Origin of the sequence: Streptococcus oralis (assembly GCF_002386345.1) — a bacterium.
In the GTDB taxonomy this organism is placed as follows: Bacteria; Bacillota; Bacilli; order Lactobacillales; family Streptococcaceae; genus Streptococcus; species Streptococcus oralis_S.
The window spans coordinates 492130-510809 of record NZ_CP023507.1 but is presented as its reverse complement, the minus strand read 5'-3'; the positions used below and the strand labels follow the sequence as shown (position 1 = coordinate 510809).

General features: G+C 41.6%; 17 protein-coding genes. 1 reads left to right on the top strand and 16 read right to left on the bottom strand.

The window, feature by feature from the left end; translation table 11 throughout:
* Nucleotides 1-11: 11 nt before the first annotated feature.
* From zapJ to CO686_RS02615, 6 genes are all read right to left on the bottom strand, one after another.
* The gene (zapJ, locus tag CO686_RS02640; protein WP_049550521.1) at nt 12-623 is read right to left on the bottom strand and encodes a divisome accessory protein ZapJ; all 612 of its coding nucleotides are present in this window, start codon (nt 621-623) and stop codon (nt 12-14) included.
* Between the two features lie 47 nt (nt 624-670).
* Nucleotides 671-3766 carry a pilus expression-regulating Snf2 family helicase gene (locus CO686_RS02635; protein WP_049550522.1) on the bottom strand — a complete coding sequence of 1032 codons (3096 nt, stop codon included), beginning with the start codon at nt 3764-3766 and terminating at the stop codon, nt 671-673.
* A 92-nt stretch (nt 3767-3858) separates the two neighbouring features.
* A complete protein-coding gene (locus CO686_RS02630) occupies nt 3859-5025 on the bottom strand; it encodes a MalY/PatB family protein (protein ID WP_049550523.1) in 1167 nt (388 codons plus the stop codon).
* A gap of 7 nt (nt 5026-5032) precedes the next feature.
* The gene (locus CO686_RS02625) at nt 5033-6127 is read right to left on the bottom strand and encodes a cystathionine gamma-synthase (protein ID WP_096753461.1); all 1095 of its coding nucleotides are present in this window, start codon (nt 6125-6127) and stop codon (nt 5033-5035) included.
* 145 nt (nt 6128-6272) lie between these two features.
* The gene (locus CO686_RS02620; RefSeq protein ID WP_096753460.1) at nt 6273-8231 is read right to left on the bottom strand and encodes a peptide ABC transporter substrate-binding protein; all 1959 of its coding nucleotides are present in this window, start codon (nt 8229-8231) and stop codon (nt 6273-6275) included.
* A gap of 202 nt (nt 8232-8433) precedes the next feature.
* Nucleotides 8434-10056, bottom strand: a complete 1623-nt coding sequence (locus CO686_RS02615; protein ID WP_096753459.1) for a putative polysaccharide biosynthesis protein — start codon at nt 10054-10056, stop codon at nt 8434-8436.
* Nucleotides 10057-10161: 105 nt separating this feature from the next.
* Here CO686_RS02615 and CO686_RS02610 point away from each other — a divergent pair, with 105 nt between their 5' ends.
* Nucleotides 10162-11607 (top strand): UDP-N-acetylmuramoyl-L-alanyl-D-glutamate--L-lysine ligase, encoded by a 1446-nt coding sequence (locus CO686_RS02610; RefSeq protein WP_049500168.1) that lies wholly within the window; start codon nt 10162-10164, stop codon nt 11605-11607.
* Nucleotides 11608-11638: 31 nt separating this feature from the next.
* On the opposite strand, the gene CO686_RS02605 is transcribed toward CO686_RS02610, so the two are convergent.
* The 10 genes from CO686_RS02605 to CO686_RS02560 form a co-directional block, all read right to left on the bottom strand.
* Nucleotides 11639-11839, bottom strand: coding sequence for a CsbD family protein (locus CO686_RS02605; RefSeq protein ID WP_000051179.1), 201 nt, complete (start codon nt 11837-11839; stop codon nt 11639-11641).
* A gap of 101 nt (nt 11840-11940) precedes the next feature.
* A complete protein-coding gene (locus CO686_RS02600; RefSeq protein ID WP_049489900.1) occupies nt 11941-12591 on the bottom strand; it encodes a DUF1803 domain-containing protein in 651 nt (216 codons plus the stop codon).
* Nucleotides 12575-13087, bottom strand: a complete 513-nt coding sequence (locus CO686_RS02595) for a YiiX/YebB-like N1pC/P60 family cysteine hydrolase (RefSeq protein ID WP_049489902.1) — start codon at nt 13085-13087, stop codon at nt 12575-12577. The genes CO686_RS02600 and CO686_RS02595 overlap by 17 nt, the downstream gene beginning before the upstream one ends.
* Nucleotides 13088-13209: 122 nt before the next feature.
* On the bottom strand, nt 13210-13536 hold the full coding sequence (locus tag CO686_RS02590; protein WP_049489904.1) for a DUF2568 domain-containing protein: 327 nt from the start codon (nt 13534-13536) through the stop codon (nt 13210-13212).
* Nucleotides 13537-13589: 53 nt separating this feature from the next.
* A complete protein-coding gene (locus tag CO686_RS02585; RefSeq protein ID WP_000036036.1) occupies nt 13590-14525 on the bottom strand; it encodes a manganese-dependent inorganic pyrophosphatase in 936 nt (311 codons plus the stop codon).
* Nucleotides 14526-14610: 85 nt separating this feature from the next.
* The gene (locus tag CO686_RS02580) at nt 14611-14895 is read right to left on the bottom strand and encodes a GIY-YIG nuclease family protein (RefSeq protein ID WP_049550526.1); all 285 of its coding nucleotides are present in this window, start codon (nt 14893-14895) and stop codon (nt 14611-14613) included.
* Nucleotides 14885-15634 carry a tRNA1(Val) (adenine(37)-N6)-methyltransferase gene (locus tag CO686_RS02575; RefSeq protein WP_000657018.1) on the bottom strand — a complete coding sequence of 250 codons (750 nt, stop codon included), beginning with the start codon at nt 15632-15634 and terminating at the stop codon, nt 14885-14887. Before CO686_RS02575 ends, CO686_RS02580 begins: the two co-directional genes overlap by 11 nt.
* 53 nt (nt 15635-15687) lie before the next feature.
* Nucleotides 15688-16047, bottom strand: a complete 360-nt coding sequence (locus CO686_RS02570; RefSeq protein ID WP_049550527.1) for a S1 RNA-binding domain-containing protein — start codon at nt 16045-16047, stop codon at nt 15688-15690.
* A gap of 1 nt (nt 16048) precedes the next feature.
* The gene (locus tag CO686_RS02565; protein ID WP_070800031.1) at nt 16049-17449 is read right to left on the bottom strand and encodes a bifunctional Cof-type HAD-IIB family hydrolase/peptidylprolyl isomerase; all 1401 of its coding nucleotides are present in this window, start codon (nt 17447-17449) and stop codon (nt 16049-16051) included.
* Nucleotides 17450-17571: 122 nt separating this feature from the next.
* A complete protein-coding gene (locus CO686_RS02560) occupies nt 17572-18675 on the bottom strand; it encodes a family 8 glycosyl hydrolase (protein WP_049550529.1) in 1104 nt (367 codons plus the stop codon).
* Nucleotides 18676-18680 lie beyond the last annotated feature (5 nt).

Sequence of the window (18680 nt, the reverse complement as noted above, 5' to 3'; positions counted from 1 at the left end):
GCTTTTCTCCCCTACTCAGTAATTCTTGTCAGATTCAACTCTTGGGCAACCTGACGTTCCTGTTCTGTTTGCTTATTCTTTTTATTATAGATTTGACTCTTCTTTAGAAAATCGTAGTTGTTCTTTTTAGTTTTTTCCGTTTGGGTTTTCGGAGTTGGATTCGCCACTTGGCCAACCTCCTCAGCTAAGATATAGTGAGACTGGCTCAAGTTTTTACTAAATTTGGCAAACTCACCAGGGTTTTCCTTTTGAAATGGTGCTGTTGGTTGGTTTCCTTGACGAACAAGTGTTAAACCATTGTGTCGTCTAGTATGACTAACATCTTGAGTCAAATACTTGGCTGAGCGTTTCTTCTTCAAGTCCGCACGCGCCTCTTCTCGAGCCAACTCTGCATAAGTCTTTTCAACTTTTTTAGGTTCTGGGCTTGGCTTTGACTCCTTATTAACCACTGGAGAAACTACGGTTTCTTCCTCATTGATAGGAGACCATTCCAAATAGTTCTTATCGCGGTAATCACCTTTGATATTGCTAATAAAGTCTGACTCATCGTACAAGTCCATGACTGGCATTTTGGTCAGCATGATCTCATCATCTGACACCAATGGAAATCGATCTTGTTTCATTTTGTATTTCCTTTCAACACTTCATTATAGCGTATTGTCTTGATTTTTCAAGTGCTGGCTTCAGAAATTCCCAAAATTTCACGAATTTCTGCCAGACTGAGACTCGCACGCGACTCCGTACCATCTAAAACTTGGGAAACCAAATGTTTCTTTTGTTCTTGAAGTTCTTGGATCTTTTCTTCAATGGTCCCCTTGGTAATCAAACGATAGACCTCGACCATCTGCTCCTGCCCCATGCGGTGGGCTCGTCCGATAGCCTGGGCTTCGACAGCGGGATTCCACCAAAGGTCAACCAAAATAACCGTATCAGCTCCCGTTAGATTGAGACCAACACCACCCGCCTTAAGGGAGATGAGAAAGGCATCTCTCTCCCCTTGGTTAAAGGCCTTGGTCATCTCCTGTCTGTCATGAGCAGGAGTTGAACCTGTGATTTTGAAGGAGGTCAAGCCCAAGTCTGGGAGTTCTTTCTCGATTTTTTCCAACATTCCTTTGAACTGGGAGAAAATCAAGACCCGATGCCCACCATCAGCCACTTGTAGCAATAAATCTCGGAGACTATCCAATTTACCACTAGCTCCCTGATAATCGTCCATGAAGAGAGCTGGCGTATCGCAGATTTGACGCAAACGCATGAGTCCAGATAAGATTTCTACCCGACTTCTCTGGAATTCTTGATCTGTCACTTGCGCTAGGCGGTCTCGCATCTGTTGCAACTGGGCTAGATAGATAGCCTTCTGTTGGTCTTCCAGTTCATTTTTATAGACGACTTCAATCAGATCAGGTAGTTCTGTAAGAACTTCTTCTTTCTTACGCCTCATGACGAAAGGCTTGATAAACTGCGCGACTCGGTCAGCCGGTAATTTCATAAACTCTTTCTTGTTCGGCAAGAGCCCAGGTAGCACAATTTGAAAGATAGACCACAACTCTCCTAAATGGTTTTCGATGGGCGTACCTGACAAAGCAAAAACTGCCGGCACCACAAACTGGCGCAAACTCTGAGCAATCTTGGTTTGGGCATTTTTCATGACCTGGGCTTCATCTAAGAAGAGAAAATCAAAAGCCATCTCTTGATAAAGCTCGCTGTCTTGACGAAAGGTGGCATAGCTAGTCACATAGATTTGGTGATTTTCAGAAAGAATTGCTTCTCGATTCGCTTTCAAACCATGAACGACAGCCAAATCCAACTGTGGGGCAAATTTCCTGAATTCATCTGCCCAATTGTAGATCAAACCTGACGGAGCCAAAATCAAGACCCGACTATCTTCTGTCACCTGACTGGTCAAAAAAGCGATGGTTTGCAGTGTTTTTCCCAGTCCCATATCATCTGCCAGGATGCCACCAAAGCCATAGTGATGAAGCATCTGGAGCCAACGGACTCCCTTTTCCTGATAGTCTCTCAAACTCGCCTGCACCCGTATATCTCCCAAAGGAAAATCCTCTGGATGGGTCAAATCATGAGCTAAATGCTGAAATTCTTCCGAGAAAGAGATCCGATCTCGACCTTCAAAAAGCTGAGAAAGGCTATAAGCCAGAGATTTTCGCGCTTGGAAAGAACCATCTTTTAGCTCAACCCCCAGTTCCTGCAAATTTTGACGAATCTGCTTGGTTTCCTCATCAAAAAAGTACACTTGGTCAGAAGAACTGATATAGAAATCCTGATTACTGGTCAGGGCTTTAAGAGCTTGATCAATCTCTTCTTGGGCAATCCCTTGGAAATCAAATTGGATTTCCAACAATCCTCCCTTGGACTCAATCTGAACCTGAGGAGCTTGGACACTGTAGAGCTGATTGATTTCATCAGACAAGAAAACTTGACCCAATTTCTCAAAAGCTGGAATCGTATGGTGAAAGAAAGAATAAACTGCCTCTGGCTTCAAAGCCTGTCTCCAAGACTGAAAATCAGCCTCAAAACCAGCCCCTAAACAGACTTGAAATAGTTGGTCTTCCAAGACGGCATCGCTTGAAAATAGTAATTGTTCCAGCTGTTGACGACTAGTCACCTTAACATCTCCATAGTCAAACTGGATATCCAAACGGATGCGGCCGTCATCCTCCCTATCAAAGTAAAAGATTGGTGAAAAGGGTCTGATTTGCAAGCGCTCAGGAGCAGAAACTGTGCCCAGCTGTCCAAACAAAGTCAGACAGGCAGCCAGACGGTCGCGATCACTGTTGTCAAACTGGAGGCATTTTCTCCCTCTCTCCTCCTGAGGAAGCTCCTTGATTTCCTTTAGGAGGCTGATTTGTTTAGGATTTAAGAGATAAAGATTCCCCTTACGAAAGAGAACTGCCCCTCCATAGAATACGTTGACTCGCTCACTTTCAGAAATCTCCATTTCAAAATAATCGGGATACTCCTGCACTGAAAAAGAGAACAGTTCTGCATCGGGATCTAAATCATGAAAGAGAAGATTTTCATAACTAGTAATCTGGTGCTCAAAATGAAAATCTTCCAAGTTCATCAATAACCCCACTCCCTGCTCAAAAAAGGTCAGAGGGAAAAAGAGGTGACGACCTTGATTAGGGAAAAAGAGCTCTTGACTCAGTCCCTCCTCAATCAAGCCACATAAAAAAGTAAGAACATCTTGACTAGCTGTATCAAAAGACTCCCAAGACAAGTCATTTTCATAGTATTTCCCAATCATGTATGGCTTTCGATGGACTAAGACCTTCAAAAAGAGAGGGATGTCACGAATGACATAATATTTTTGACTATCAACTAAACCGATTCGGAGAGTCCAAAGGAGGCGATTGGTTCCAGCTTCTACCTGGCCTTGAGCCGACAAAGTGTAGATTTTCTCTCTCTTCTGAGGTTGGATCCGCTCCAAAAAACTACCACCAAAACCAACCTTGGTTTCGACCTCTTCTTGCTCTTCATGTCCTTTTTCTAAGGATTGTAAAATCACCTGGCCTTCTTCGTCGTTCTTCAGATAATGCTCGAGCGCTGCGAGGTGAACACAGTAACCTCTTTTTTGGAAAAAATCGCAAGCACAAAAAACCAGATCATCCTCTAAACTGTAGCGCAAGTCTTCTCCCGCCACACGAGTATAGAGGCGATTCCCTTTTTCCTTGATAATCTCAATGTTGCCTGTTTCATAGAGTACAACCCCCTCCATGCGCAACTTTCCCGGAATCAATTTAGCCATAGTTACCCCTTTATCTTATCTTTTCATTATACCACATTTTCCCCTACGAAAATAGCCTTCTAGGAAGACTTTTCTCCTAGAAGGCTCGATTTTTAAAGTGTAGCAAAAGTGGTCACGATGCGTTGGCAAACCTCTTCCAGTACTGACTTCGGCATAGCCACATTGAGGCGGGCATGAAGAGTTCCCTCCTCTCCAAAGTCCAAACCTCGATTCAAGATAACCTTGGCTTCATTCTTCAAAAGCTCTTGCAAGCGGTCATCCGTTAGGTCATAGGCTGAAAAATCAAGCCAGATCAAGTAAGTTCCTTGCGGTTTCATGACCTTAATCTTGGTTTCGTTGCCCAAAACATCCACTACATAGTTAATGTGGTCCTCGATGACTTCTTTTAACTCTCCTAACCAGTCCTTACCATAACGGTAGGCAGCTTCTGTCGCCAAATACCCCAAGCCTGAGATTTCATGTTGGTTATTGGCCAACTGGCGTTTTTGGAAAGCCAGACGAAACTTTGGATTTTCAATAACTGCATAGGAATTCTTGGTCCCAGCAATATTAAAGGTCTTAGTGGCACTGCTCAAGATAAGGGCGAAGTCTTTAAAGTCTGGATCAATGGTATTAAAAGACTGGTGTTTGTGACCAAAGAGAGCCAAATCTTGGTGAATCTCATCTGAAACCAACAAAACACCATGTTTTTGGCAGAGATGCCCAATCTTTTCTAACACTTCCTTTTCCCAAACACGTCCACCAGGATTGTGGGGATTGCAAAGGATATAAAGCTTCACATCCTCTTCCACCAATTCCTTCTCCAACTGGTCAAAGTCAATCTCAAACAACCCATCCTTTTCCACCAAAGAATTGGTAATCAATCTGCGATTGTTCAGTTTGACACTGCGGGCAAAAGGAGGATAGACCGGTGTGTTAATCAGAACAGCCTCTCCCTCTTTTGTAAAGGCTTGAATGGCTGTTGAGATGGCCGGTACCACTCCCTCAATGAAGACGAGAGCTTCCTTGTCAAAGTGATATCCGTGTTGACTGGCTTCCCAGTCCTGAACCGACTCAATCAAAGCATCGCTAGCATAGGTATAGCCATAGACCAACTGATCTGCGTAGGCTTGTACAGCTCGTCGAACCTCAGGCAAAACCACAAAGTCCATATCCGCTATCCAGGCTGGTAGAATTTCTCGATCAGCTTCTGCTTCTTTCCATTTATAGGTATGGTGCCCAAAACGATTAGGCAGGCTTGTAAAATCATATTTCCCCATATCTATCTTATCCTTCCAAAGCTTGGCGCAAGTCCGCAATCAAATCTCTAGCATCTTCAATCCCGATTGACAAGCGCAAGAGGTCATCTGTTAAGCCATAGGAATGGCGCACTTCTGCTGGAATATCCGCATGGGTTTGAGTTGTCGGATAGGTGATCAAACTCTCTACTCCACCCAAACTTTCCGCAAATGAAAAGACCTTGAGGCTATTTAAAATATGAGGAATACGTTTTTCATCCACTACTTTAAAGGAAATCATACCCCCACGTCCTGTATAGAGCACTTCCTTGACAGCAGGTGAATCCTTCAAAAAGGCAACCACTTCTTGGGCATTGGCTGTAGAACGCTCCATACGAAGAGGCAGAGTTTTAAGACCACGAATCAACTGATAACTATCAAATGGTGATAAGACCGCACCAGTCGTATTCAAATTGTAGAACAGTTGCTCATATAGTTCTAAACTATTAGTCACAACCACCCCAGCCAAGACATCATTGTGCCCTGCTAGATACTTGGTTGCTGAATGAAGAACGATATCCGCACCATCTTCAATCGGACGTTGGTAAATCGGACTGTAGAAGGTATTGTCCACCACTACCTTGGCACCCTTGGCATGAGCTAGTTTGGCTAGTTTGGCAATATCAAATTCCAACATCAAGGGATTAGTTGGTGTTTCAATATAGAGAACATCCACATCTTTCTCCAACTCAGCAATCAACTCTGCTTCAGTATTGGCATAGGTAAAATGGAAACGACCTTCCTGCTCCACTTGGTTGAACCAACGGAAAGAACCACCATAAAGATCTCGCACTGCCAAGACTTTACTTCCTACTGGAAAGACACTAAAGGCCAGTACAATCGCAGCCATACCTGAGCTCGTTGCTAGGGCATAGTCCGCTGATTCAATAGCCGCCAAAACCTCCTCCGCCTTACTACGAGTTGGGTTTTTAGTACGGGTATAGTCAAATCCCGTAGACTGACCGAACTCTGGATGCTGATAAGTGGTTGAAAAATGAAGCGGTGTTACCAAGGCACCTGTAGCCTCATCTGACTTGATACCAGCCTGGGCCAAAATTGTGTTGATGTGTAGTTCTTTGCTCATACAATACCTCCAAATCTATAGTAACTATTGTACCACTTATTTTTACTAACTCATTTTCTTGTTTTCAAGAGCTAGTTATAGTTTCAAACTATATAAAAACGATAGTTCCTTGAGAAACTATCGTTTTTCCTGTTGAATAGACTGGTTATTTAACGTGTTTTGCCAGTTCTTCTTGGGCTTTTTTATTTGATTCTTCTTTTTCTTTTAGCCATTTTTCTTTAGCTTTTTCATACTCATCAGCCGTTACAGTCTTATCTTGTAACTTGAGATACTTGTATGATTCGACACCCTTATTTCCAGCTTGTGAGAATGGTGATGAGAATGGAACTGTCTTTCTCAAGGTCGGTGTTCCACCCTGAGAAACGTTTGGAATTGCAAGGGCGCTATCAACGAGCCAAGCTTGAATTTCAGCATATTTTTCATAACGTTTTGCTGGATCTTGCTCCTTGTTCGCTTCTTCTAACATTTGAGTGTAAGTATCCAGACCAACTGCCTTAGCCTTGTCATTGACCTCACCTGGTTCTAGACCAATGTTTTGCAACATACCACCGTTATTGACATTTAAGATATCAAGATAACTTGATGGATCCAAGTAGTCCGCACTCCAACCGCCATTATAGATATCAAAGTCTTTTTGAGCTGCTGTTTGAGCGAGGTAGCTAGAGTTGTCAAAGTCATCTGTTGATAGCTGTTGGATATCGATAACCACATTCTCAGCTCCTAGAACAGATTCGATGGATTGTTTCAAAGAACTTGCTTCAAGTACACCTTTTTTAGCTGATTGGTCTACAGATACATCCAAGTGGATTGGGAATTGCACACCCTTAGCTTCCAATTCTTTCTTAGCTTCTGCAAATTTAGCTTTAGCCTTGTCAGGATTGTAGTATGGATCTTGTGCATCTGCAAAGTTGATTCCTTGCCATTCTTGGCCATATTTGACCATCTTTTCTGAAACAACATCGCCAAAGTCTTTTCCGTTGATACTTACAAATGTTGGAGGTACAACCAAGTTACGAATAATCTTTGTTGCTCCGTCCTCCCCTTGAGATTGTGCTCCATAGGCTGTACGGTTATAAGCATAGTTGAAGGCTTGACGGAAGTTTTTATTCAGAACTGCTTCTTGGGTTGATTTCTTTTCGATATCAGAGGACTTAGACGTGAAGTTATAAGATTTTCTGTCCAAGTTGAAGTTCAAGTAATAAGAAGTTGCATTTTGCATACTATAGATGATGTTATCCTTGTTCTTCTCTTTAATGCCTTCAAAGCTTGAGCTATTTGGATAGAGACGCGCATAGCTGTATACTCCTTCTACAAAGTTACGTGCTAGGGCATCTTGGTCACTACCATCATAATAGGCCAATTTCACATCATCCACAAAGACATTTTTTTCATCCCAGTAGTTAGGATTTTTCTTGAATTCGATAACAGATTTTGAAACAAACGATTTCATCAAGAAAGGTCCATTGTACAAAATACTAGAAGGGTCTACCTTACCAAAGTCATCCCCTTTTGATTTTAAGAAATCTGCATTGACAGGGAAGAGAATGGTTGAAGTTGTTTTAGAATTCCAATAAGATTCTGGACGTGTCAAAGTGTACTGAACTGTTTGGTCGTCAATCGCCTTAACACCGACAGTTGAAAAGTCAGTTGTTTTCCCGTTGATATAGTCATCCAAACCTGCTACAGAGTCTTGAACAAGGTACAAGGCTTCGGATTTTTTATCAGCAGCATATTTCAAACCTGTCACAAAGTCTTGGGCCGTTACAGGGGCGTATTCTTCACCCTCATAAGTATACCATTTTGCATCCTTACGCAATTTGTAAGTATAGGTCAAACCGTCCTGAGAAACAGTCCAATCCTCTGCCAATGATGGAACATAGTTACCGTATTGGTCATTTTCCATCAACCCATCCACCAAATTGGTCACGATGTCATTGGTTGTTGCACGGTTTTCTGCAAGATAGTTCAAACTAGATGGATCGCTCGAATAAACATAGTTGTATGTTTTAGTAGCGCTACTTGAATTTCCACATGCGCTCAGTAGAATACCTGCGCTTAAAACGACACTTGCAAGTGTCAGATACTTGGCCTTAGACTTTTTCATTTCCAGAACCTCCTATTTAAAAGTTTTGTCTTATTATACAGCTTTGGTTTTATTTAGTCAAGTAATTTCTAAAGAAAAACTTAAAAAAGCATATTTTTTGCTCTTGATTTTAGAAAAAGTTCTCTTTTTTTAAGAAAAATGTAGTATAAAAACCTTTCTGTTAAAGAAAGGTTAAATTCATTACTTTTATTTATAAATCTTTTTACGATATTTTCAATCGTGTACGTAGTCGGTCTGCTTGAGCTTTGCCGATTATCTTGTCCAGAAGTCGTGTCCGTAGGCTCATCAAACCATAAAGACCTCCTCCAAGCCCTCCGATGAGAGCCACATAAAGGAAACTCCAAAAACGTCCACTTGGTTGGAAGACAAAACCGAGTAGCCACTGCAAGAAGCCAACTAGGATAAACATGACAAGGGTCAAGATGGTAATCAAAATGGTTCGCTTCAAGATTATCTTTCGACGAGCACCCGTTACCTGGCAGATGTCACGGTACATCAGGACATTCGGAATAATCAAACCGATAGTCGTTGAAATCAAGGGACCATAGCTATGGAAAATAGCAATGGTTGGCAATTGCAAGACAATCTTAGCAATGGAACCATAGATGAAGTATAGAACTGCCTTGCGGTTTCGGAACATGGCCTGAAGCATAGGAGACAAGACCATATACAAGCCTAGGATAGTAGACTGCAAAACTGCAAAGACAAACAAGCCCATGGCCAGACTATCTGGCTTACCGTAAAAGACTGTATAAAGAGGCTCCCCTACCATGACCACTCCAACCGTTGCCGGTAGTAGAAATAAGAAGAGCATGGTGAGGCTATCTTGGACTAGGCGAGCCGCAGCTGGCAAGTCACCTTTTACATAGTTTTCCGTCAAAAGCGGCAAGCCGACACTCCCAATTGAAACTCCCACAGAGATTAAAATCATGGTAATTTTATTAGGATTGGCAGAGAAATAAGAAAACATGACAACCAAGTCTTCATTGCTGTAGTTAGTAAACCACTTCATACTATTGATAAAGCTCATCTGGTCTAAAATCTGGAAGAGCTGGATGGCTGATCCTGTCAGGATAAAGGGAATGGCTTCCTTGATCGTATCGACTAAGAGTCGCTTACTATTGATTTTATCCCGTGTTTCAAAGACTCTTTTAAGCAAACCTTCTTGGGCAAGGAAGTAGATCAAAACTGCAAAACTTGCCACCATCCCCACAAAGGCTGCAAAGGTCGATTGGGTAACTGCTGCTAGGTAGTCACCAGAACCCATCTTCATAATGAAGAAGGTTGCCATCAACATCCAGATAACACGAATCACCTGCTCAGCGATTTGACTCATAGCATAGGGTTTGAGGTTATTCATCCCTTGGAAGAAGCCTCGAATGACACTCATAGATGGGAAAATCAAGACCGCCCAAGCCAAGCTCTGCATGATGGGAATCAGGTCTTTCCCCACACCTGACAAATCTGCTAACCAGGGAGAAAAGAGATACAAGACCAAAGCAAAGACTAAGCCCAAGCCCGTCATAAAGCTTAGGAAACTCCGAATCAAGGCAAAGCTATGCTCTTCTTCTCGCATGGTATTGTACTTAGCCACTTGTTTGGCGACCGCAACTGGGATACCCGCTGTCGAAATCAGCAAGAACCAGGCGTAAATATTGTAGCCCATGGTAAAGAGACCATTGGCCTTGGCAGCATAGGTCCCCATCCAGATATACCAGGGAATAATGTAGATAGCACCAAGGAGGCGACTAATAAAGTTACTAGCTGTTAGCCAAGCAGTCCCTCGCAACATCTGGGCTTGCTGGTGATTGTTTTCGTTAGACATAGCTTCCTCATTCAATTTTGATAACTAGGAAAAGTTCCTTATCTTCCATTATAAACTTTTCCTTGTTACTTGTAAAATTCGGGCGTGAAGTTTATAATAGAAAGTATGATTAAGATTGAAACCGTATTAGATATTTTAAAGAAAGATGACCTTTTTCGCGAGATTATTGACCAAGGTCATTACCACTACAACTACAGTGAAGTTGTTTTTGACAGCATCAGTTACGACAGTCGAAAAGTAAAAGAAGGGACTCTTTTTTTTGCCAAAGGTGCTGCCTTTAAAAAAGAATACCTCCTATCCGCTATAAGTCAAGGCTTAGCTTGGTATGTCGCAGAAAAGGACTACGAAGTCGGTATCCCCGTCATCATTGTGAACGATATCAAAAAAGCCATGAGTTTGATTGCGATGGAATTTTATGGTAATCCGCAAGAGAAACTCAAAATTCTCGCTTTCACAGGGACAAAAGGAAAGACAACAGCTGCTTACTTTGCTTACCACATCCTATCTCAACGCTACCCAACAGCTCTCTTGTCAACTATGAATACAACTCTGGATGGCAAGACCTTCTTTAAATCTTCCTTCTCAACACCTGAAAATATCGATCTTTTCGACATGATGGCTCAGGCTGTTAAGAATGGAAGAACCCATCTTGTAATGGAAGTCTCTAGCCAAGCCTATCTTGTTCATCGAGTCTATGGCCTGACCTTTGATGTAGGTGTCTTTCTTAACATCACTCCTGACCATATCGGTCCGATTGAGCATCCTAGCTTTGAAGACTACTTCTACCACAAACGTCTCTTGATGAAAAATAGCCGAGCAGTTGTCATTAATAGCGACATGGACCACTTTTCTGTATTGAAAGAACAAGTGGAAGATCAAGAACATGACTTCTATGGTAGCCAGTCAAGTAACCAAATCGAGAACTCCAAAGCCTTTAGCTTTTCAGCTACAGGTAAACTCGCTGGTGATTATGATATCCAACTCATCGGCCACTTTAACCAAGAAAATGCAGTTGCTGCAGGACTTGCCTGTCTTCGTCTAGGTGCCAGTCTAGAGGACATCAAAAAAGGGATCGCTGCAACCCGCGTTCCTGGACGTATGGAAGTTCTCACTCAGAAAAATGGAGCCAAGGTCTTCATCGACTATGCCCACAATGGTGATAGTCTGAAAAAACTGATTTCTGTTGTTGAAACTCATCAAACTGGAAAGATTGCCCTGGTTCTGGGTTCGACTGGAAACAAGGGTGAAAGTCGTCGCAAAGACTTTGGACTACTCCTCAATCAACATCCTGAGATTCAAGTCTTTCTAACTGCGGATGACCCCAACTATGAAGATCCAATGGCCATTGCAGATGAAATCAGCAGCTATATCAGTCATCCTGTTGAAAAGATTGCCGATCGTGAAGAAGCCATCAAGGCAGCTATGGCCATCACAAATCAAGAACTTGATGCCGTGATTATTGCTGGTAAGGGAGCTGATTGCTACCAGATCGTCCAAGGAAAGAAAGAAGACTATCCTGGAGACGCAGCTATCGCAGAACGTTATCTATAAAAAAATCAAGGGAATATTTCCCTTGATTTTTTTAGTCTTCTTTCTTAAATGAATTTTTAAGACCTTCAACGGCACCTTCTACAGCGCCTTTAGCATCTTCAACTACTTCTTTTGCTTTGGCAACTGTTTTTTCTACGGTGCCTTCTGCTTCTGTCTTGCTATCGCCAGTAACTTTACCAAATCCTTCTTTGATAGCACCAGTTGCTTGATCCAATTTATTTTCAAGTGACATAGCTCTGTCTCCTTTGCTTTTAATACGATAATCGTTATCGCTTACATTCAGTTTATGCTTATTCTTTAGTAAAGTCAAACAATCTGCTCAAAATGAAGCAATTAAAGTAAATAGAAAGTCAACCGTTCCTTGTCAAAATCAACAGCCAACTCATATTTTCCTTCTTTGTTTTGCACAATATAACCCAAGACGACTAGACTCTCAACAAAGATATCACGGCGTTTCTGCATCAGTTGATCTTTTTTGAGGAATTTTAACAAAAAAGTCGTCATATATTTGAGGGCATACTCAGGGTTAACATCTCCTAAAATATCATAGAGTTTCTGCTGTTTTTCTGTCAAAGGATATTGGTGCTTGACCTTGTAGAAATAGTTGGATAGGGTCATCTTTTCTCTTGCAAAGTCCGTACGTTCGACTAAAATGGCAGCATTGGTTTGATTGCGCAATTCTGTCTCAAAAGTCTTCTCCAACAAGGCTTGATAGACTGGACTGTCCTCTCTGATAAAAATTTCTTGGTCAAGGGTTAGATTGTCTATCGATTCTAGAAAAGAGAGATTGAGAAAATAGCGTTTGTTTTCCCTTCGGATCAAACCTGCCTTAATATACTCTTCCATGAGTTTATCAACTGCTACATCTAGAAACTGAGCCTTGATTTCTCGAAGGATCACATCGTCATGCTGGTCCAGATAGTCCACCAAATCTATAAAAAATGGCTGTCGAGTCAAACGAGATGGGTTAAAAATCTGAATCATGAAGATTCCTTTCTTTACATTCTAATAGAGGGGATGCTGCTAGTTGACTAGGATTGGTCCCTGGTTGATTCAGAGGCGCTGGAAGTTCGAGTTTCCTGTAGTATTCCCTCCAAAAATCACTGATCTCCTGCTCCTCATCCCCAAATTTCATGGGAATAGTTTCAAAAATCGGTAGGATTTCAGCGATATACTGGGAGCAATAAAAGCCAGAACCATCTGGATAAAAAGAGGCATTATAGGGTGCACCCAAATGTTTGCTAGCTCTCTCCTTTACCAAGTCAGCTTCCAGCTCTGGATAGACATAAAGATCGTAAAGATGAGTTGGTTCAAAAAATTCAGCCGGTTCTTGACAAATGACACCAGCTTTCCCACTAGCATGGTAGATGAAACCGTCCAAAAAGATGGCTACATGACTATAGTTCCCAGTAGAAACCTGGATGGCCTGCCCCATATCTGAAAGGTCCTTCACAAAAATCAAATCACCATTTTCTAACATCTTTCTCTCCTAGAAAAAAAGGAGCCGAAACCCCTTTAGCTATATGGAAAACACCGTTTTCTCGTGTCAATCTCCAGTCAAATAATTACCATTTAAATAATTCATTAACTATATTATAAGAATCACTCTAGCTGAAAATAATAAAGTAGCACCAAACTTCCAAAAGACAGAGCTAAGTAGAGGATTCCTATTTGCAATCCATACAAATACCAAAAACCACCACTAACCAAAATAAAAATCGACGTCTCAGCAACAAGGCGATGCCATTTTTTAAAAGCATGTGGAGATTTTGGTGCCATATATCGCGCCCAAAATAAGATTAATAGAACTGCTAGAAGAAAAAATAGGAATTTTTCCAGCCAAGAAATTTGTATCACAGATACGGAGAAAAGACCAAGGATTGCCACAACCTCAACCAAAAAGCGCAGTCCTTCAATCAATCGCATCATGCTATCACCTTCTATAAATAGTCAAATTAACAGTTCCAAATATTCATTAAGAATTACCCATTAAAGCTTTCAGTCAACTGTGGCACCACTTGTTTCTTACGTGAAACAGCACCTGGAAGGAAAGCGTGATTATTTTCAAGTTTGAAATTGAAAGCTGCTTCCACCTTGTCCATGTTTGATCCAAGAGCCAGAATTTCAGAGTTTGAGTTGACGATGTCTGTAATCATCAAGACAAAATCTGAGTAGCCGTTTGCTGCATTAGCCGCTTGCATTGCTGCTTCGATTTCAGCTTGACGTTCCAAGACTTCAGCAATATCAACTGTATTGACTTGGGCAACACGAACCTTATTTCCGTTGAGTTCAAAAGTCTTAGCATCGATGTCAATCAATTCTTCAGCAGATTTGCTGGCCAAGTTAGTACCAGCCTTGAGCATAGCAAGACCGTACTCTTCCAAGTTGACACCTGCTAATTCAGCCAATTCAGGAGCAATGACTTTATCAGATGGGTGAGTTGTTGGTGATTTCAAAAGAAGAGTATCTGAAATCAAACCTGAAAGCATCAAACCTGCGATTTCTTTAGGAACTGCCACACCATGTTCTTTGAACATGCGGTAAACGATAGATGAAGCTGATCCAACTGGTTCCAAGCGCATGTAGAGCGGGCTGGCAGTTTCAAAATTAGCCACACGGTGGTGATCTACAACTCCGTAAACTTCTACTTCAGCAATATCTGACACTGATTGTTGGAATTCATTGTGGTCAGTCAAGATAACTTGCTCTGCACCTTCTGCTTTAGCAGATGTAATGACGCGTGGTGCTTCTACACCAAAATAGTTCAAAACGAAAGCTGTTTCTTCATTAGGAGTTCCAAGTGCTACTGCTTCTGTGTCCAATCCATAAGCCTCTTTTGCAAGATAGGCAAAGGCTACAGATGACCCGATGGCATCTGAGTCTGGATTTTGGTGACCAAATACTAGAATCTTAGACATGATAATACCTCTTTAAATTTATTCATCTTATTGTAGCACTTTTTTCCTCTTTTGACAAAAGTAAGAGGAGCACAAAGACTCCTCGTTAGACATCAATATGGTTGATTAGATTTTTCTCTTGATTTTCAGATAAAAATCGTTCTTTCTGTGGACGTTTCTTTCGTTTGAGGAGAGCTTCGGCAGACATGGCTTCTTCCTTACTGGCAAAACCCTCTACATAGATGAGTTTGACTGGCAAGCGAGCTCGGGTATACTTGGCCCCCTTACCACTATTATGAACGGCAAGGCGCCTCTTCACATCCGTTGTATAGCCCGTATAGTAAGAACCGTCGCGGCACTCCACCACATACATATAGGCATTATGATCCATAGTAAATCTCTTGAATTTCTGGTGTATAGGAACCATCATCATTATGAACAATGAGAGGTGGCAAGACCTTAAAGCCACTGGTCGATCCATCCTTGATAGCTTCGATTAAGAGCATATTGGCCTCCTTCTCACGTTTAGGATAGACAAATTGCAGGCGCTTTGGTGCCAAATTATGGCGTTGAAGCATGTCTAAGATATCCAAGAGCCGATCTGGACGATGAACCATGGCCAAACGACCATTAGACTTGAGAATACTCTGAGCACTACGGCAAATTTCTTTTAGGTTAGTCGTAATTTCGTGTCTGGCCAGAAGGTAGTGTTCACTCTCGTTCAGATTGGAATGCGGATCTACCTTAAAATAAGGCGGATTGCACAAAATCATATCCACCTTACTTCCCTGAATGTGGGCAGGCATATTTTTCAAATCATCACAGATGACCTGCATCTGCTCTTCCAAGCCATTCAACTGAACCGAACGCTCTGCCATATCCGCCAAGCGCTCCTGAATCTCTACAGATATTATCCGCGCCTGAGTACGTGAACTAGCAAAAAGTCCCACTGCACCATTTCCAGCACAAAAGTCCACAATTAAACCCCGTTTAGGGAAGCGAGGAAAGCGTGACAAGAGAACACTATCCACCGAATAGCTAAACACCTCTCTATTTTGAATGATCTTGATATCTGTCGAAAAGAGCTGGTTGATTCGCTCTCCTGGTTTTAATAATTGTTCTTCTTTCATACTTTTATTATAACAAATTATGTTAATATTACAAATGATTTGAATAATCGTATTTATGGCTTCTTCTTTAAATGCTCTAATGCCTCACGCGTCCAAACAGGCATCATTCGGGCAAGAGGAGCAAATCCGTGCTTGATCCGATCATTTGAAAAACGTCTCCGTCTTGGTAATTGATGCTTTTCCTCTTCCAAGGTACGTATGGAAAGACTGGCCTTTCCAGTATATTCGTCAAAATCCACCACCTGAACTTGAACTTCATCGCCAATTTTTAAAATGTCATAGATATTTTCAATAAATCCCGTCCGAATCTCCGAGATGTGAATCAGCCCTGTCACCCCTGTCTCTAACTCGACAAAGGCACCATAGGGCTGAACTCCTGTAATACGCCCAGTTAGCTTATCACCAATTTTCATTCTAGTCCTCAATTTCAATCGTTCCAATTACTACATCTTCAACTGGTTTGTCCATTACACCAGTCTCAACAGCTGCAATGGCATCCAAGACCGCAAACGATTCTGCGTCTACCAACTGCCCGAAAACAGTATGGCGGCGGTCAAGGTGAGGAGTTCCACCTTGTTCTGCATAAATCTCAGCGATTGGTTCAGGCCAGCCACCACGCGCAATCTCTTTCTTAGAGTATGGCAAATGTTGGTTTTGCACGATAAAGAACTGGCTACCATTGGTATTTGGACCCGCATTGGCCATAGAAAGGGCACCACGGATATTATAAAGTTCTTCAGAAAATTCATCTTCAAAAGAGTCACCGTAGATTGATTCTCCCCCCATACCAGTACCAGTTGGATCTCCACCTTGGATCATAAAGTCCTTGATAATGCGATGGAAAATCACACCATCATAGTAACCGTCTTTTGACAGAGCAACAAAGTTGGCTACTGTTTTGGGAGCATGTTTAGGGAAGAGCTTGATACGCAAGTCTCCGTGATTTGTCTTAATGGTCGCAAGAGGACCTTCTACTGTTTCAATTTCTACTTGTGGGAAATGCAATTCTTTTTCTACCATACCAAATCCTTCTAAGGCATCAAAAATGCCATCTTCTTCTACTGTTTTTGTAATATAATCTGCTTTTTCTTTGATTTTTTCATGGGAAACTCCCATAGCAATACTGATTCCAGCATAATCAAAGAGTTCCAAGTCATTGAGCCCATCCCCAAAGACCATAACATTTTCTGGTTTCAAGCCTAGATATTCTACAACCTTAGCAACACCAGTGGCTTTTGAACCTGAAATAGGCACGACATCTGATGAATGTTCATGCCAACGTACCATTCGAAGCTTACCTGAGAGACTATCTGGTAGGTGCAAATCAGCCCCTTTATTCTCAAAGGTCCACATCTGGTATATATCTGCTTTTTCATGGAAGTTAGGATCCACATCCAAGTTTGGATAAATCGGATCAATAGCTTCACTGATCAGTTCTGTTCGCGTGGAGAGTTTGGCGTCATGACTACCAACCAGGCCGTACTCAATTCCCTCTTCCTTCGTCCAAGAGACATACTCCTCAACATCTGACTTGTCAATCTGATGTTGATAAATCACCTGGCCTTTTTTATCTTCAATATAGGCCCCATTTAGGGTTACAAAAAAGTCTGGCTTGAGCTCACGAATCTCTGGAACGACACCGAAAATTCCACGACCAGAGGCAATTCCTGTTAAAATTCCTTTTTCACGCAACTGTTTAAAGACAGTGGTAATTGTAGCTGGAATAAAACCTGTCTTTGACGTACGCAAGGTATCATCGATATCAAAAAAGACGATTTTAATCTTCTTTGCCTTGTATTTTAATTTCGCATCCATCTCTCTACCTCTTTTCCATCACTCCTTCCATTATACCATAAACCTTAGGAAATTCCTTTTTTGAAAAAAAGATGAAAACCTATCAAAAAGAGAGCCAGTTGAACTAGCCCTCACTTTTCATCCTAGAACATCTCTAGAGCAATCATGGTAATCATCGTTGCATCATAGTAGTTGTCCAAAGGTAAATCTTGTGTGAAAATGTATTTATTTTGCTGAAGAAGTTTCAGATAGCCTTCTCCCTTGTCAGACGCATAGGTAATCGGTGCCAAGAAACTACCTGCCTGGTATTGATTGAGGGCCGTTCCGTTCAAGTCATAACCAGCATAAATGCGTTGCTCTTTCATAAAGAAATCCATCATCTTTTGAACGAGTTTTTGGCTTCTTTCATCCTGACTCTGTGACAGGTGATAAGGCAAACGACAAGCGTTATAAGAGTACGCCCCATCATACTGAGATTCGATTGTGTTGGCATCAACAAGACGTGCCCCGGACTTCTCCGCCCAGATAAAGTCTGGCAAGAGACCTGTATCAGAATGGGAACTGATTTGCTCCAATTGCCCAAGCATCTTATCCTTAACATCTAACCACTGTTTGTTTCCAGTCAGGTCATAGAAAGACTGGAAATAGTGAGGAAGAGTATCAGATGTCCGCATCAAGTAATAATAATCGGAATTCTTATTTGCCCAGTTCCCTACTGTTAAAACACCCGTCTCTTTATTGTAATTATATCGAAGTATATCTTCTAAGATTTTTTTAGCTTGTTCTTGGTATTCCTGAGCTTTATCTGGCCACTGCTTAGAAGCTTCAATCAAAGAATAAGCGATGTAGAGATCTCCATCAGTTGCATTTTGCTTTTTGACCGTTTCACTACCATTTTTGATCACTTGTTTCCAAGACATTAACTGCGTTCCCTCTATGCGATGATTTTGATAATAGCGATAGAGGTTATCAAAATCTGCTTGACTTGCTTGTCCTTTTTGGGCTGCTAAAACCGTTATGAGCATACCGTAACTTTGGGCTTCTGATAGAACTATTGTTTCCTCAGAATCATTCGTCGTACGAACATAAGACTGATCGCCTTTTGTAACAAGGAACTGTTGACTCCATTGACTGTAAATTCGATTACGCATCTCGATTTTAGTCCTTCCTCTTGCCAAAAACAAAGTTAAACAAAAGATAGATAGGATGAGCACAAACCAGACATATTTTAATTTATTTGTTTTCATAGAAC

Coding starts and splice junctions, on each gene's coding strand:
- zapJ (WP_049550521.1), bottom strand. CDS start 623: ATGAAACAAGATCGATTTCCATTGGTGTCAGATGATGAGATCATGCTG.
- CO686_RS02635 (WP_049550522.1), bottom strand. CDS start 3,766: ATGGCTAAATTGATTCCGGGAAAGTTGCGCATGGAGGGGGTTGTACTC.
- CO686_RS02630 (WP_049550523.1), bottom strand. CDS start 5,025: ATGGGGAAATATGATTTTACAAGCCTGCCTAATCGTTTTGGGCACCAT.
- CO686_RS02625 (WP_096753461.1), bottom strand. CDS start 6,127: ATGAGCAAAGAACTACACATCAACACAATTTTGGCCCAGGCTGGTATC.
- CO686_RS02620 (WP_096753460.1), bottom strand. CDS start 8,231: ATGAAAAAGTCTAAGGCCAAGTATCTGACACTTGCAAGTGTCGTTTTA.
- CO686_RS02615 (WP_096753459.1), bottom strand. CDS start 10,056: ATGTCTAACGAAAACAATCACCAGCAAGCCCAGATGTTGCGAGGGACT.
- CO686_RS02610 (WP_049500168.1), top strand. CDS start 10,162: ATGATTAAGATTGAAACCGTATTAGATATTTTAAAGAAAGATGACCTT.
- CO686_RS02605 (WP_000051179.1), bottom strand. CDS start 11,839: ATGTCACTTGAAAATAAATTGGATCAAGCAACTGGTGCTATCAAAGAA.
- CO686_RS02600 (WP_049489900.1), bottom strand. CDS start 12,591: ATGATTCAGATTTTTAACCCATCTCGTTTGACTCGACAGCCATTTTTT.
- CO686_RS02595 (WP_049489902.1), bottom strand. CDS start 13,087: ATGTTAGAAAATGGTGATTTGATTTTTGTGAAGGACCTTTCAGATATG.
- CO686_RS02590 (WP_049489904.1), bottom strand. CDS start 13,536: ATGATGCGATTGATTGAAGGACTGCGCTTTTTGGTTGAGGTTGTGGCA.
- CO686_RS02585 (WP_000036036.1), bottom strand. CDS start 14,525: ATGTCTAAGATTCTAGTATTTGGTCACCAAAATCCAGACTCAGATGCC.
- CO686_RS02580 (WP_049550526.1), bottom strand. CDS start 14,895: ATGGATCATAATGCCTATATGTATGTGGTGGAGTGCCGCGACGGTTCT.
- CO686_RS02575 (WP_000657018.1), bottom strand. CDS start 15,634: ATGAAAGAAGAACAATTATTAAAACCAGGAGAGCGAATCAACCAGCTC.
- CO686_RS02570 (WP_049550527.1), bottom strand. CDS start 16,047: ATGAAAATTGGTGATAAGCTAACTGGGCGTATTACAGGAGTTCAGCCC.
- CO686_RS02565 (WP_070800031.1), bottom strand. CDS start 17,449: ATGGATGCGAAATTAAAATACAAGGCAAAGAAGATTAAAATCGTCTTT.
- CO686_RS02560 (WP_049550529.1), bottom strand. CDS start 18,675: ATGAAAACAAATAAATTAAAATATGTCTGGTTTGTGCTCATCCTATCT.